At 72.9% G+C, this 13700-nt stretch carries 9 protein-coding genes, 1 tRNA gene and 1 pseudogene; 4 read left to right on the top strand and 7 right to left on the bottom strand.

The window, feature by feature from the left end; genetic code table 11:
* Positions 1-23 precede the first annotated feature (23 nt).
* From C8046_RS08765 to C8046_RS08755, 3 genes and pseudogenes are all read left to right on the top strand, one after another.
* Positions 24-1304 (top strand): aspartate kinase, encoded by a 1281-nt coding sequence (locus C8046_RS08765; protein WP_199224427.1) that lies wholly within the window; start codon positions 24-26, stop codon positions 1302-1304.
* Positions 1301-2400 (top strand): annotated as a pseudogene (locus C8046_RS08760) (aspartate-semialdehyde dehydrogenase). The gene C8046_RS08765 and the pseudogene C8046_RS08760 overlap by 4 nt, the downstream one beginning before the upstream one ends.
* Before the next feature lie 132 nt (positions 2401-2532).
* Positions 2533-3504 carry a serine hydrolase domain-containing protein gene (locus C8046_RS08755; RefSeq protein ID WP_158277176.1) on the top strand — a complete coding sequence of 324 codons (972 nt, stop codon included), beginning with the start codon at positions 2533-2535 and terminating at the stop codon, positions 3502-3504.
* Between the two features lie 84 nt (positions 3505-3588).
* On the opposite strand, the gene C8046_RS08750 is transcribed toward C8046_RS08755, so the two are convergent.
* From C8046_RS08750 to C8046_RS08735, 4 genes are all read right to left on the bottom strand, one after another.
* Positions 3589-4827: a MalY/PatB family protein gene (locus C8046_RS08750; protein WP_235866249.1), complete on the bottom strand. Its 1239-nt coding sequence runs from the start codon at positions 4825-4827 to the stop codon at positions 3589-3591.
* Positions 4828-4836: 9 nt separating this feature from the next.
* Positions 4837-6213: an MFS transporter gene (locus C8046_RS08745; protein WP_109229102.1), complete on the bottom strand. Its 1377-nt coding sequence runs from the start codon at positions 6211-6213 to the stop codon at positions 4837-4839.
* 76 nt (positions 6214-6289) lie between these two features.
* Positions 6290-8122, bottom strand: coding sequence for a prolyl oligopeptidase family serine peptidase (locus C8046_RS08740; RefSeq protein WP_109229101.1), 1833 nt, complete (start codon positions 8120-8122; stop codon positions 6290-6292).
* Positions 8119-8784: a copper resistance CopC family protein gene (locus C8046_RS08735; protein WP_158277175.1), complete on the bottom strand. Its 666-nt coding sequence runs from the start codon at positions 8782-8784 to the stop codon at positions 8119-8121. Before C8046_RS08735 ends, C8046_RS08740 begins: the two co-directional genes overlap by 4 nt.
* A gap of 158 nt (positions 8785-8942) precedes the next feature.
* On the opposite strand from C8046_RS08735, the gene C8046_RS08730 reads away from it, so the two are divergent.
* Positions 8943-9728: a formate/nitrite transporter family protein gene (locus C8046_RS08730; RefSeq protein ID WP_235866248.1), complete on the top strand. Its 786-nt coding sequence runs from the start codon at positions 8943-8945 to the stop codon at positions 9726-9728.
* Between the two features lie 231 nt (positions 9729-9959).
* Here C8046_RS08730 and C8046_RS08725 read toward each other — a convergent pair.
* The 3 genes from C8046_RS08725 to C8046_RS08715 all read right to left on the bottom strand — a co-directional run bounded on the left by C8046_RS08725 (position 9960) and on the right by C8046_RS08715 (position 13637).
* Positions 9960-10033: transfer RNA gene (locus tag C8046_RS08725), tRNA-Pro, on the bottom strand.
* A 107-nt stretch (positions 10034-10140) separates the two neighbouring features.
* Positions 10141-11100, bottom strand: coding sequence for a metallophosphoesterase (locus C8046_RS08720; RefSeq protein ID WP_109230846.1), 960 nt, complete (start codon positions 11098-11100; stop codon positions 10141-10143).
* Complete coding sequence (locus tag C8046_RS08715; RefSeq protein WP_109229099.1) at positions 11097-13637, bottom strand: penicillin-binding protein; 2541 nt, start codon at positions 13635-13637, stop codon at positions 11097-11099. The genes C8046_RS08720 and C8046_RS08715 overlap by 4 nt, the downstream gene beginning before the upstream one ends.
* Between the last annotated feature and the right edge of the window lie 63 nt (positions 13638-13700).

Below are 13700 nucleotides of genomic sequence, written 5' to 3'. Positions count from 1 at the left end.
CCCCGCAACCGTACGGAAGCCTCGTGTCGCTCATCGTCAGCAAGTTCGGCGGATCGTCGGTCTCCGACGCCGCCAGCATCAGCCGCGTCGCCGACCGGATCGTGGCGATGCGAACGCAGGGTCACGACGTCGTCGTCGTGGTCTCCGCGATGGGGGACACGACCGACGAGCTCATCGACCTCGCCGAGCAGGTCGGCACGGGCGGCGTGCCGCCGCAGCGCGAGATGGACATCCTGCTCACCGCCGGCGAGCGGATCTCGATGGCGCTGCTCGCGATCGCGATCGACGCCCGCGGCGTGGGCGCGCAGGCGTTCACCGGCCAGCAGGCCGGTCTCCACACCGACTCCGCCTACGGCAACGCGCGGATCGTCGACGTCACCCCCGCTCGGATCTCCACGTGTCTGGAGGGCGGCAGCGTCGCGATCGTCGCCGGCTTCCAGGGTGTGCACGTCGACTCCAACGACGTCACGACCCTCGGCCGCGGCGGCTCCGACACGACCGCCGTCGCCCTCGCCGCGGCGCTAAACGCCGACGTCTGCGAGATCTACACGGATGTGGACGGTGTGTTCACAGCCGATCCCCGCATCGTCCCGACCGCTCGCCGCATCGCCAGCATCACGAGCGAGGAGATGCTCGAGATGGCCGCCAACGGCGCGAAGATCCTGCACCTGCGCAGCGTCGAGTACGCGCGCCGCCACGGCGTCACGATGCACGTGCGCTCGTCGTTCTCGATGCTCGAAGGAACCCTGGTGGTCACCCCCACCGAGGAGGAGGAAGCTCACATGGAAGCCCCGATCATCTCCGGCGTCGCCCACGACCGCAGCCAGGCGAAGATCACGGCCGTCGGCGTGCCCGACGTGCCGGGCGCCGCCGCGCGCCTGTTCGAGACCGTCGCCGGCGCCGGCGCGAACATCGACATGATCGTGCAGAACGTCTCCGTGCACGGCACCGGCCGCACGGACATCTCCTTCACGCTGACGGCCGCCGACGTGGCCGGCGTCCGCGCCGCGCTCGACGCGCTGGCCGCCGAGCTGGGCTACGAGGAGCTCATCGTCAACGACGGCATCGGCAAGCTCTCCCTGGTCGGGGCCGGGATGCGGTCGCACCCCGGGGTCTCGGCCAAGCTCTTCGGCGCCCTGCGGGACGCCGGTGTGAACATCGAGATGATCTCCACCTCGGAGATCCGCATCTCGGTCGTGACCTCCGCGGAGGATCTCGACACGGCCGTGCGCGCGGTGCACACGGCCTTCGGGCTGGACGCGGCCGAGGTCGAGGCCGTCGTGTACGGAGGATCGGGACGATGAGCGAGCAGCACCTGGTGGACGACGGCGGAGCGCGCGTCGGGCTGAACGTCGCGGTGGTCGGGGCGACCGGCCAGGTCGGCGAGGTCATCCGCCGCCTCCTGGACGAGCGCGATTACCCCGTCGCCTCGATCCGCTACTTCTCCTCCGCACGGTCCGCGGGCACGACGCTGCCCTGGAAGGGGAGCGACGTCGTCGTCGAGGACGCCGCGGCCACCTCGGTCGAGGACCTGCGCGGCATCGACGTCGCGCTGTTCTCCGCCGGTGGCGGGACCTCCAAGGAGCTCGCGCCCCGGTTCGCCGAGGCCGGCGCCGTCGTCATCGACAACTCCTCCGCCTGGCGCCGCGACCCGCAGGTGCCGCTGGTCGTCTCCGAGGTGAACCCGCACGCGGCGGCGGACCGCCCGCGCGGCATCATCGCGAACCCGAACTGCACCACCATGGCGATCATGCCGGTGCTGAAGGTGCTCGACGGCGAGGCCGGCCTCGAGCGGCTCCGCGTCGCCACCTACCAGGCCGTCTCCGGCGGCGGGCTCAAGGGCGTCTCCGAGCTCGGGTCCCAGGTGCGCGCGCTGGCCGAGTCCGGCGCCGAGATCGAGGCCCTGACGCACGACGGCCGCGCCGTGGACTTCCCCGAGCCCTCGCTCTACGTCAAGCCGATCGCCTTCAACGTGCTGCCGCTGGCCGGCTCGATCGTCGAGGACGGCTCGGGCGAGACCGACGAGGAGCAGAAGCTGCGCCACGAGTCGCGCAAGATCCTCGAGCTGCCCGACCTGCTCGTCTCGGGCACGTGCGTGCGCGTGCCGGTGTTCACCGGGCACTCGCTCGCGGTGCACGCCGAGTTCGGCGCCGCGATCACCCCCGACCGGGCGCGCGAGCTGCTCGAGCAGGCGCCCGGCGTCGTGCTCTCGGACGTCCCGACGCCGCTCGACGCCGCCGGCACCGACCCGTCGATCGTCGGCCGCATCCGCGCCGACCAGGCGGCCCCGAGGGCCGCGGCCTGGTGCTGTTCGTCTCCGGCGACAACCTGCGCAAGGGCGCCGCGCTCAACGCGGTCCAGATCGCCGAGGTCCTCGTACCGGAGCTGACCGCGCGCTGACGGCGGTCCGGGACGCGGCTCGCGCCCCTGACGTCGGCTGACCTCCGCCGTCGCCCCGTCCCCCTCCGGGGGGAGGCGGGATCGCCCCCGCGGGCGATGCCCCGACGCGGCCTCGCGGGCGAGGGTGGTGGTATGCCAGACGTGATCGGGGACCTCGACCTCATCGGAACCGCCCGCGGGTGGGGGATCGGCGACTGCGTGCTCGGCGTGGTCGATCCCGACGGCGTGCGGGTGGCCGGCGTCGGGGTCGACCCGGCCCAGCACGTCGAGCTGGGCTCGGTCTCCAAGGGCCTGACCGGCCTCCTCTACGAGGACGCCCTGGAGCGCGGCGAGGTCGAGCGGACCACGGCGCTCGGTGACGCCCTGCCCGCGCTCGCCGGTACGGCCGCCGGCGCGATCCCGCTCGACGCGCTCGCCACCCATCGCTCCGGGCTGCCGCGGCTGCCCGCCGGGATGCACCCGTGGCGCCGGTCGTGGGACCTCCTGCGGCACGGCCGCAACCCCTACGGGGAGTCGCTCGCGCAGGTGCTGCGCCAGGCGGCGCGCACGGGGGTGGCCGGACGGCCGAAGCCGCTGTACTCCAACCTCGGGTTCGCGCTGCTCGGTCACGCCGTGGCCGCCCGGTCCGGCGTCGAGTACGCCGCGCTGCTCGAGTCACGCCTCGCTGTGCCGCTCGGCGCGGACTCCCTGCACGTGCCCGACACCCGCGGGGAGATCCGTCCCGGGGCGATGGTCGGGACCACGGGCCGCGGCCGCTCGCGCGAACCGTGGGTCGGCGAGGGGATCGGACCGGCGGGCGGGGTGCGCGCGACGATCACCGATGCCGCACGGCTCGTGCAGGCCCTGCTCGACGGCGACGCCCCCGGCCTCTCCGCGCTGCGGCCGCGGGCCGACTTCGTCGGCGCGTACCGGATCGGGTCGGTGTGGGTCACGTCGTCGCCGGGCGGGGGCGAACGCCGGATCACCTGGCACAACGGCGGCACGGGCGGCTTCCGCAGCTTCGTCGGCCTCGACCGCGAGGCCGGTCGGGGGATCGTGGTCGTCTCGCCCCGCAGCGTGGCGCCGGACCGGCGCGCGACGGAGTGGCTCCTCGGTCGGTCCTAGCTCGCCGAAGCCCTCGAGAACCCTCCAGCTCGCGGCTGCGGCCGCTGGGCCGCGAGCCTGGGCGTTCTCGCGGGGCGGTCGAGCTCAGTCCAGGGCGTCGACGGCGGAGCCCAGCGCGGCGACCGCCTCCAGCAGCAGCGGGCGCGGCAGCGCCAGGTTGAACCGGACGAACCCCGGGGCGCCGCACAGGGCGCCGTCGGTGATGGCGACGCCGGCGTGGTCGCGGAAGAACGCTCCGAGGTCGTCGGGCAGCGCCGCTCCGGACGCGCTGCGCACGGCCCGCAGGTCCACCAGCGCGAGGTAGGTGCCCTCCGGTCGGGTCGCGACGGCGTCGGGGATCGCCTCCGCGATCGCGGCGGCGAAGGCGTCGCGGTTCTCCCGCAGGTAGGTGCGGGCGCCCTCGAGCCAGGGGCCGCCGAGGTCGTAGGCGGCGGTGTTGGCGACGAGACCGATCGTGGCGGGCTCGTAGCCGGCGAACGTCGCCGGCCGGGCGAGGATCTCGCGGTGGCGCGTCCCGGTGGCGAGGAGCTGCGCGCACTTCAGGCCGGGGAGGTTCCACGCCTTGGAGGCGGAGACCGCGGTGATGGTGTGCTCGGCCGTGGCCGGGCTGAGCGACGCGTACGGGACGTGCGCGGCGTCGTCGTCCAGCAGCACGGGGGCGTGGATCTCGTCGGAGAAGACGGTCGCGCCGTGCCGCTCGACGACCTCGGCGATCGCCAGCAGCTCCTCGCGGCTCAGCACGCGGCCGACGGGGTTCCACGGGTTGCACAGCACCAGCAGCGCGGGGCCGTCGATGCTCGCGAGCGTCGCGTCGAGGGCCTCCAGGTCGTGGACCCACCGGCCGTCGGCATCCCGCGCCGCGGCCACGGTGCGCAGCCCGTGACCCACGAGCTCGGGCCGGGTCAGGAACGGCATGTAGGCCGGGGTGGTGACGACGGCCGTGGTGCCGGGGCCGGTCACGTGGTCGAGCGTGACTCGCAGCGCGGTCAGCACGTCGGGGACGAGGTGGATGTCGGCGACGGCGGGCGCCCAACCGGTGGTGCGGGCGTACCAGTCCGCGCACGCCCGCTTCGTCTCCGCGACGAGGGACGTGGGCAGGTAGCCGAAGGCGCTGTCCGCCACGGCACGCTGCAGCGCGCGGGTCACCGGCGGAGCGACGGGGAAGTCCATCTCCGCCACCCACGCCCCGATCGACCGCGGGAACGCGGTCCACTTCAGCGAGCCGAGGGCCTGGAGGTCCTCGGCGGTGAAGGCGTCGACGCGGGCGGCGTCGAAGCCGTCCTGGCCGGTGGGGGAGGGGGCGGGCGCGCTCGCGGAGGTCACCGCACGAGCCTAGGGTCCGTCGGCGGTCCCGGAGGCGGTGTCGGCCGGGATTCCCACCTTCTGGGACCCCGCCCCGTGGGCGCGCGCTGCCGCGATGGCGCGCTTCCCGCCCGGGAGAGCCAGCGCCAGGATCGCGACGACGAAGGTCGCGACGCCGGAGATCACCAGCACGGTCTGCACCGTCCACACGTTGGCCAGCGGACCGAAGACCACCATCCCGAGCGGCATCGCCACGGCGCTCACGATGCCGAGGAAGCCGAACACGCGGCCCTGCCGCTCCGGTTCGACCGTCTCCTGGAGCGCCGTCATCGAGGGCGTCGAGAACGCCGGCACCGTGACACCGACGAGGAACATGAAGAAGAAGAACACCCACAGGTTGGGCGAGAGGCCGAGCCCGATCGACAGCACGCCGAACGCGACGGCCGACGCCATGATCAGCGTGATCCGGTCGAACTTCTCGCCCCAGACCGCCACGGTCGCGCCGGCCGCCATCATGCCCACGGAGAACGCGAGCTCGAGCGTCATCAGCTTCCACGGCTCCTCGCCGAAGGAGCGGGCGACCATCAGCGGCGTGAGGAACGACGGCGCGGCCGCCAGCACCATCACGAACGCGTACAGGCCCATCAGCCAGCGCACGAACGCGTGACCCGCGATGTAGCGCACCCCCTCGCGCAGGTCCTCGAAGTAGCCGGTCACGGCGACCCCCGCCTGCCGGATCGTCGCGACCGGGATGAGGGCGAGGAGGCCGATCCCGGCCACGGCCGTGACGACGTCGACGAAGAAGATCATCTCGATCGCGAAGTTCGCATACAGCGCGGCGGCCACCGCGGGGGCGAGCAGCATCATCCCCGCCTGGATCGTCTGGTTGATGCCGTTGATCCGCAGCAGCTTGTTCGTGGGCACGATCTGCGGCAGCAGCGCGCCGACCGCCGGCGTCTGGATGCCGGCGCCCGTCGAGCGCACGGCGAGCGCGGCGTAGATCAGCCACAGGTCGTTCGTCCCCTGCATCATGAGGATCGCGAGCGTCAGGGTCGCGACGGCGATCGAGGCGTCGGCACCCATGATGAGCAGCTTGCGGTTGTGCCGGTCGGCCCAGACCCCGCCGAAGATCGACACGATCGCCTGCGGCAGGAAGCCGAACACGGTCGACAGCGCCATCACGGTGCCGTCCTTCGTGGTGAGCGTGAGGTACCACATGACGGCGTACTGGACGAGCATCGAGCCGAACAGCGACACCGTCTGCCCCGTGAGGAACAGGGCGGTCCGGCGGCGCCAGCCGGGCTTCTCGGCCTCGGCCGCGGCGTCGATCGCCGCGCGGTCCTCGGCGTCCACGACCGTCTCGACGGCGGAGCCGGCGGTCTCGCGGGGGTCGGGGGAGTCGGTCATGGGGTCCATGGTGGGGTAGACCCCTGACATCGGGGAAAGTCATTCGTCCGGGCGAGATCCGCGCGGACGAGTGGGGCTACGGCGCGACGTGCCGGAGCACGAACTCCAGCTGGACCCGCATCTGGGCGATGCGCTCGTCGTCGGCGTACGACCCGTGCCCGGCCTCGTAGCGGTAGCCCTCGACCGGCGGGGCGTCGGTCCTGGCGCGCAGCGCCGACTCGTAGGTCTCGATCTGCCGGATCGGGCAGCGCGGATCGTTCGCCCCGGCCAGGATCAGCACCGGGGCGGTGACGGCGTCGACGTAGGTCAGCGGTGAGGAGACCCGGTAGGCGTCGGGCACCTCGTCCGGCGACCCGCCGAACAGCGAGCGGTCGAACGCCTTGAGGCCCTCCATCTCGTCCTCGTACGCGGCGACGTAGTCGGCGACCGGCACGCCGGCGACGCCGAGCGTCCATCGCTCCGGCTGCGTCCCCAGGCCGAGCAGCGTGAGATAGCCGCCCCACGACGCCCCGGCCAGGACCGAGCGGGCGGGGTCGACGACGCCGCGGGCGACGAGGTCGGCGTGCACCGCGGCGACGTCCTCGAGCTCGGTGAACCCGACCTTCGCCTCGAGCGCGTCCCGCCAGAGCGAGCCGTAGCCGGTCGAGCCGCGGTAGTTCACGGTGAGGACGGCGAACCCGTGGTCCACCCACGCGGCCAGGTCGGGCGCGAACGAGTCCGACTCGTGCCACGTCGGACCGCCGTGCACCTCGACGACGACCGGGAGCGGCTCGACCGCCCCGGCGGGACGGCGCAGCAGCGCGTGGATCCGGCCGCCGGGACCGTCCACCCACACGTCCTCGACGTCCACGCTCGGGGGCGCGGGATCGCCCGGCGCCGCCAGCAGCACGCGGTCGTCCGCGAGCGCCCGCACGCGGCGGGGCTCGGCGGCCGAGGACCAGCTGAACCAGACGTCGCCGTCGGGCCGCACGCAGGCCGAGCTGACGGTGCCGTCCTGCGGGCCGATCGCGGTGGTCACGCCGGTGCCGAGGTCGTGGCGGTACAGCCGGGTGCGGGCCTCGTGGTCGACGGCGACCAGGAGCGATCCGGCGTCGGGGAACCAGTCGGCGTCGGCGACGTCGCCCGGCAGGCCGAGGTCGACCGGGGTGGTCGCGCCCGTGGCCACGTCCCAGACGAGCAGCTCGGGTCGGCCGGAGCGCTCGTGCTGCACGAGCAGCCGCGGGTCGCCGGCCAGCGGGGCGAAGGCCGCGGCGCTCAGGCCGAGGCCCTCGCCGTCGTCCAGGTCGGCCACCGCGTCGCCGTCGGCCACGCGCAGCACCCGCAGGGCGGGGTGGCGGCTGTCGCCGCGCTCGCTGTGCTCGATCGCGACCCAGGTGCCGTCGTGGCTCAGCGCGGCGACGCCGGCGTCCTCCTCGTGGGCGTACAGGAGGCGCCCGACGGCGTCGCGCGCCCCGTCGTCGACGACGAAGGCGTGCACCTGGGTGCCGTCGTCGTCGCTGGACCCGGTCACCACGACGCCGTGCGAGCCCAGCAGGAGGCCGGCGGAGTACGCGGCCGGGAGCTCGAGAGGGGTGGTCACGCCGTCGCCGGGTGCGCTGCCGAACGGCTGCCGGCGCCAGACGCCGTGCTCGTCGCCGGCCTCGTCGTCGAACCACCACAGCCAGGCGCCGTCGGCGCTGACGGTGGCGTCCGTGGTCCCGTCGGGGCGGTCGGTGGCGACCGTCAGCTCCCCGGTGGCGACGTCGAAGGAGTGGACCTGCCTGACGCCGTCGTGCGTGGCGACGACGCACGCGCGCCCCGGGGCGTCCTGCGCCCAGTCGGGCAGCGAGACGTGCCCGGCGCGGAACCGTGCCTCCCAGGCCGCCGGGGACGGAGTCGTGGCGGCGGGGTCCGGGGTGGAGGTGGTCACGCCGTCGGGCCCCGACCGCCGCCGGAGCGGCCGTCGCGGCGCATCCGGACGATCAGCGCGACCACGCCACCGACGATGCCGACCGCGACCAGCGCGACGACCCAGCCGGGCACGTCGAACCCGGCGCTCCCGCCCTCGGTGGCCGGGGCGGTCTCGGTCACGGTGGCGGAGTCGACGTCGCTCGGCTCGGCCGAGGCGCTCTCGCTCGCGGTCTCGCCGGCGGTCTCGGTGGGCGTCTCCGAGGGCGACGGCGACTCGGACGTGGGCTCCGCCGTCGGGGGCTCCACGACGAGGAGGTCGAGCACGAACGTGAAGGTGCCGTCGATGGGGTGGCCGTCCGAGGAGGTCACGCGCCAGGCCACCGAGTACGTGCCCGAGGTGACCTCGCCCGTCAGCAGGACGGTCGCGGCCGGCCCGGTGACGGTGGGGGCCTCGTTGACGACGGTGCCGTCGGGCCCAGTGATCTGGACCTCGGCGCCGATCTGCGCGATGTCGTTGTTGAACGTCAGCACGATCTCGGTCGGCGCCGTCGTGAGCGTCTCCCCGTCGGCCGGGGTCGAGGAGATCAGCACGTCGTGCGCCGAGGCCGGGGCGGCCGTGAGGCCGAGCGTCAGCAGGAGCGAGGCGAGGACGGCGAGCGGGGCGAGAACGCGGCGGAGCACGGGGTGCCTTTCGTCGGGGGAGGGCGTCTCCATCGTAGGTCGCGGGTGCGACGGGTGAGCGGGGCCGGTGGTCGCCGTCGAGGCGTGACCAGGGTCACGGCCCGGTCGGGACGAGCGGCCCGGTCGCACGCGCCCGGGCGCGTGAGAACGTAGGCGCCATGACGACGACCGACCCGCTCTTCCCGGGCAAGCCGTTCATCTCCACGGTGCTGCAGGCGCTGGAGACGAAGACCGCGATGTCGGGGTCGCTCGCTCGCCGCTACCTGCAGCGCGCGGCGATGGCGGGCATCATCATCGGGATCCTCTACGGGGCCAACTTCGGCATCATCGCGGCGTTCGACGCCGTGCAGGTGGCCGAGACCTCGCTCTACACGATCGGCCGGCTGGCCGGCGCGCTGGTGTTCGGCTGGGCCCTCGTCTTCATCTACTACTCCAAGTCCGAGCTGCTCACCTCGAACATGATGATCGTGACGATCGGGGCGTACCACCGCCGCACGACGTGGGGGAAGGCGCTGCGGATCCTCGGTCTGTGCTTCCTGGGGAACGCGATCGGCGGGCTGTTCGTCGCCCTGCTCCTGCGGTTCAGCACGCTCACCGAGGGCGCGACCGGCGAGCAGATGAACCTCGCCGTCGAGCACAAGCTCGCCTACTTCGACGAGGGCCTCGCGGGGATGGGCGACCTGTTCGTGCGCGCGATCCTGTGCAACTTCATGATCAACCTGGCGATGCTGCTGGTCTACAACGGCTACATCAAGGACGACCTGACCAGGTGCCTCGTGATGATCGTGGCCGTGTTCATCTTCGCCTTCCTCAGCTTCGAGCACTCGGTCGCCAACACGGTGCTGTTCCTCGAGGTCGGGCTCAAGGACGGGATCGACGTCGGGCTGGCGGCCGCGAACGTGGGGATAGCCCTGCTGGGGAACTTCGTGGGGGCGGTCTGCTGATCGGGCTGTACTACGCCTACGTGAACGACGACGCGACGTACCTGGCGGGACGGCGGGGCGGGTCGGCGCCGAAGAGGTGAAGGGGCAGGGTGTGCCGCAGGGCGGGTGGGGGTGACAGGAGCCGCGCGAGCGACCGGTTCGTTCCTCACCGGGCGCTCGCGCTCCCGGCATCCGCTCACCAGACACATGCGGAGGCCCGCCGGCTGTCGCCGGCGGGCCTCCGCATTTTTGTCGGGGTGACAGGATTTGAACCTGCGACCTCTTCGTCCCGAACGAAGCGCGCTACCAAGCTGCGCCACACCCCGATCCAGCCCTTGCGAGCCGCAGACAAGAATAGCCCCAACTTCGGGGAATCACGAATCGCGGGAGTTCCGGGGCCCGGACGGCCCGTCGACGGCCCGCGAGCAGTCCTTCAGCCGGGCGCGGCCACCAGCTCCAGCAGGGTCGCCTCCGGCCGGCAGGCGAACCGCACCGGCGCGAACGGCGAGGTCCCGAGGCCCGCGCTGACGTGCAGCCACAGCGAGTCCTCGCCACCCGCCTCGTCCGGGCGGGCGCCCGGCCAGCCGTGCAGACCCTTCGCGCGGCCACGGTCGAGATCGCAGTTGGTCACGAGCGCCCCGTAGCCCGGCAGGCACAGCTGCCCGCCGTGCGTGTGACCGGCGAGCACGAGGGCGGCGCCGTCCACCTTCATCCGGTCGAGCACGCGGAGGTAGGGCGCGTGGGCGACGCCGATGCGCAGCGCCCCGCGGGGGATCGGCGCGAGTCCCGGCATCTCGTCGCGGTCCAGGTGCGGGTCGTCCACGCCGACGAGGTCGAGGTGGTGGTCCCCGACGACGACGGCGTCGCGCCGGTTGGTCAGGTCCTTCCAGCCGGCGTTGGTCATGGCCCACGCGAGCTCCCGGGCGGGCAGCAGGTTGCTCGGCTCCGCCTCGCGCTCGGCGGGGGTGGTGCGGTCGGCGTCGCGCGGGTCCTTGCGCAGGTAGCGCGTCCAGCTCTTGGCCATCGGCGCGAAGTAGTCGTTGGACCCCATCACGAACGCGCCCGGGATCGTCAGCAGCGGCTCCAGCGCATCCAGGAGCGGAGCGAGCGAGTCGCGGTGCGCCATGTTGTCACCGGTGTCGACGACGACGTCCGGCCGCAGCGTCGCGAGGTCCCGCACGAACGCGACCTTGTCCCTCTGCGACGGCGTCAGGTGCAGGTCGGAGATGTGCAGGATCCGCAGCGGCGAGCTGCCGGCGGGGAGCACGGGCACGCGGGCCTCGCGCACCGTGTAGGCGCGCGCCTCCGCCGTCGCCCACAGGGCTCCGGCGGCGCCCGCCGCGACCAGGGCGGCCCCCGCCTGCAGGAGGCGGGGGCCGCTGGGCCTGGTCAGTTGTTCCCTCCGCCCGGAGGCTCCGGCTGGCCCGGCTGGCCCGGCTGGGCGGGTGCGTTCGGGTCGACCGGAGCGTTGGGGTCGACCGGCGGGGCCGGCGGCGCCGGCTCCGGGCCGAGGCTCGGGTAGATCGTCACCGTGGCGCCGGGGCTCACGCGGGCGCCCGAGCCGGGAGAGGCCTCGGCGATCGCGCCGACCCCGACGGTGGCGCTGTAGCGCCCCTCGCCGACGACGACCTGGAAGCCGGAGTTGCGCAGGGTCGCCGTCCCGCCGTTGACCGACTGGCCGACCACGCGGGGGACCGCGACACGGTCTCCGTAGATCTGGCGCTCCTCGGCCTGCGGGAAGTCCTGGACCTCCATGCCCTCGGTCGCCTTGGCCATGTAGTTGCCCCAGATCGGTGCGGGGATCCGGCCACCGTAGATCTGGGCGTGGTAGCGCCCGTTGAGCGTCGTGCGGACCATCGCGATGTCGCCCTCGCTGTGACCCATCCAGACCGCGGTGGACAGCTGCGGCGTGTAGCCGATGAACCACGCGTGGTAGTCCTCGTTCGCCGTCCCGGTCTTGCCGGCGGCGGGGCGGCCGATGCGGGCCGCCGTCGCCGTCCCGTTCTGGACCACGTTCTCCAGCGCGTAGTTGACGCCGGCCGCGATGGTCGGGTCGAGCGCCTGCTGGCACTGCGGGCCCTTGACGGGGATCTCGTTGCCGTCACGATCGGTGATCTTCAGGATCGAGCGCGGCTCGCAGTAGACGCCGTTGGCCGCGAAGGTGGCGAAGGCCGCGTTCATGGTCAGGGGGGCGATGGTGTTCGAGCCGAGCGCCATCGACGGCGTGGCCAGGATGTCGGCCCCGGCCTGGGCCTCGTAGAGGGCCCGCGCGTAGCTTCCCTCGGGCAGCAGCGTCGGGTCGATCGTGCCGGTGCCGACGTGCACGCCCATCTTGGAGGTCGTGTCGCGCAGCCCGCACAGGTCCATCTGCGAGGCCATGCGGACGAACGCCGTGTTGACCGACCCCTCGGTGGCCTTGAGGACGCTCATCTGCCCGCCGCCGGGCTCGAGGTTCTTCGGCTCGTAGAGCGCGGGAACGGACTCGGGGGAGCAGGAGATGTTCCAGTCGCGGTTGGTGAACCGCTGGCCGTTGGAGGCGTCGACCGTCTGGGTCAGCGACTTGCCGTCGATCAGCCACTGCGCGAGCACGAACGCCTTGAAGGTCGACCCCGTCTGGAAGCCGTCGCCGCCGCCGTAGGCGCGGTCGACGTTGAAGTTCAGCGTCGTCGCGCGGGGGTTCTCGGGGGTCTTCTCGCCGTACGTGGTGTTCTGGACCATCGCGACGACGTCGCCCGAGCCCGGCACCACGGTGCTGATCGCGCCGGAGATGCCGACGACGCCCTCGCGCTTGGAGTTGTAGGACGGGTCGTTCTCCGGCACCTCGGCGGTGAGCGAGTCGTAGGCCTGCTGCTGCTTGGTGAGGTCGATGGTCGTCGTGATGGTGTAACCACCGCGACGCAGCGCGTTGCGGGCCGCGGCCTGGTCCTCGCCGAGGTAGCCGTCCTGCAGCAGCACCTTGGTGACGTACTCGCAGAAGTACGCGCTGATGCCTGCGGTGGAGCAGCCGACCGGCTGCAGCCTCGCGTTGGCGACCATCTCGGCCACGGGGGTCGCGACGGCGACGTCGTGCTCCTCCGGCGTGATGTAGCCCTGGTCGCGCATCTGCATGAGCACGGTGTCGCGACGGTTCGTGGCCTCGCGGTAGTTGTCGCCGGCGCCGCGGACCGGGTCGTACAGACCGGGGCTCTTCGTCACGCCGGCCACCAGCGCGGCCTCGGCCGGCGTCATCTCGGCGGCGGGGTGGCCGAAGTAGTACTGGGAGGCGGCCTCGACGCCGTAGGCGGAGACGCTGAACTGCGCGATGTTGAGGTAGCCCTCGAGGATCTGGTCCTTGTCGTAGACCTTCTCCAGCGAGATCGCGAGCTTCATCTCGCGCAGCTTGCGGCTGATGCCCTCGGCGCCGTCGGCCTCCTTGGCCGCGTCGATCGCCTCGGCGTCGCCCGAGACGAGGCCCTTCTCGATGAGGACGTTCTTGACGTACTGCTGCGTGAGCGTCGAGGCACCCTGCGTGTCGCCGCTCAGCGTGCGCATCACCGCGCGCACGAGACCCTCGGGGTCGACGCCGCCGTGGGTGTAGAAGCGCTGGTCCTCCGTGGCGATCACCGCGTTGCGCATGTTCTGGTCGATCTGGTCCAGGGGCACGACGGTGCGGTTCTCCGCGTAGAACGTGGCCAGGTGCGTCCCGTCGGACGCGAGGAGCTGGGACTGCTCCGACGGCGGTTCGATCTGCAGCTCCGTGGGGAGGTCGTCGAACAGCTGCTGGGCCGCGCCCGAGGTCGTGCCGACGGCGGCGACGGCGGGCATCAGGAGACCGGCGGTGAGCACACCACCGACGACGGCGACCAGGAGGAACGCCATGAGGAGCGCGACCGCCTGGAAGACGTTCACGGAGTGGCGAGGTGCGCGGGGCGCGCGCGAAGCAGACGGCATTGCCCCAGACTACGGCGCGGCCCCGCGCCGGTTGTGAGGCCGGGGGCCAGGGCGTGTGGTGAT

Origin of the sequence: Serinibacter arcticus (assembly GCF_003121705.1) — a bacterium.
Lineage (GTDB): Bacteria > Actinomycetota > Actinomycetes > Actinomycetales > Beutenbergiaceae > Litorihabitans.
This window is presented reverse-complemented; position numbering and strand designations above follow the sequence as displayed.

Coding starts and splice junctions, on each gene's coding strand:
- C8046_RS08755 (WP_158277176.1), top strand. CDS start 2,533: ATGCCAGACGTGATCGGGGACCTCGACCTCATCGGAACCGCCCGCGGG.
- C8046_RS08715 (WP_109229099.1), bottom strand. CDS start 13,637: ATGCCGTCTGCTTCGCGCGCGCCCCGCGCACCTCGCCACTCCGTGAAC.
- C8046_RS08730 (WP_235866248.1), top strand. CDS start 8,943: ATGACGACGACCGACCCGCTCTTCCCGGGCAAGCCGTTCATCTCCACG.
- C8046_RS08745 (WP_109229102.1), bottom strand. CDS start 6,213: ATGACCGACTCCCCCGACCCCCGCGAGACCGCCGGCTCCGCCGTCGAG.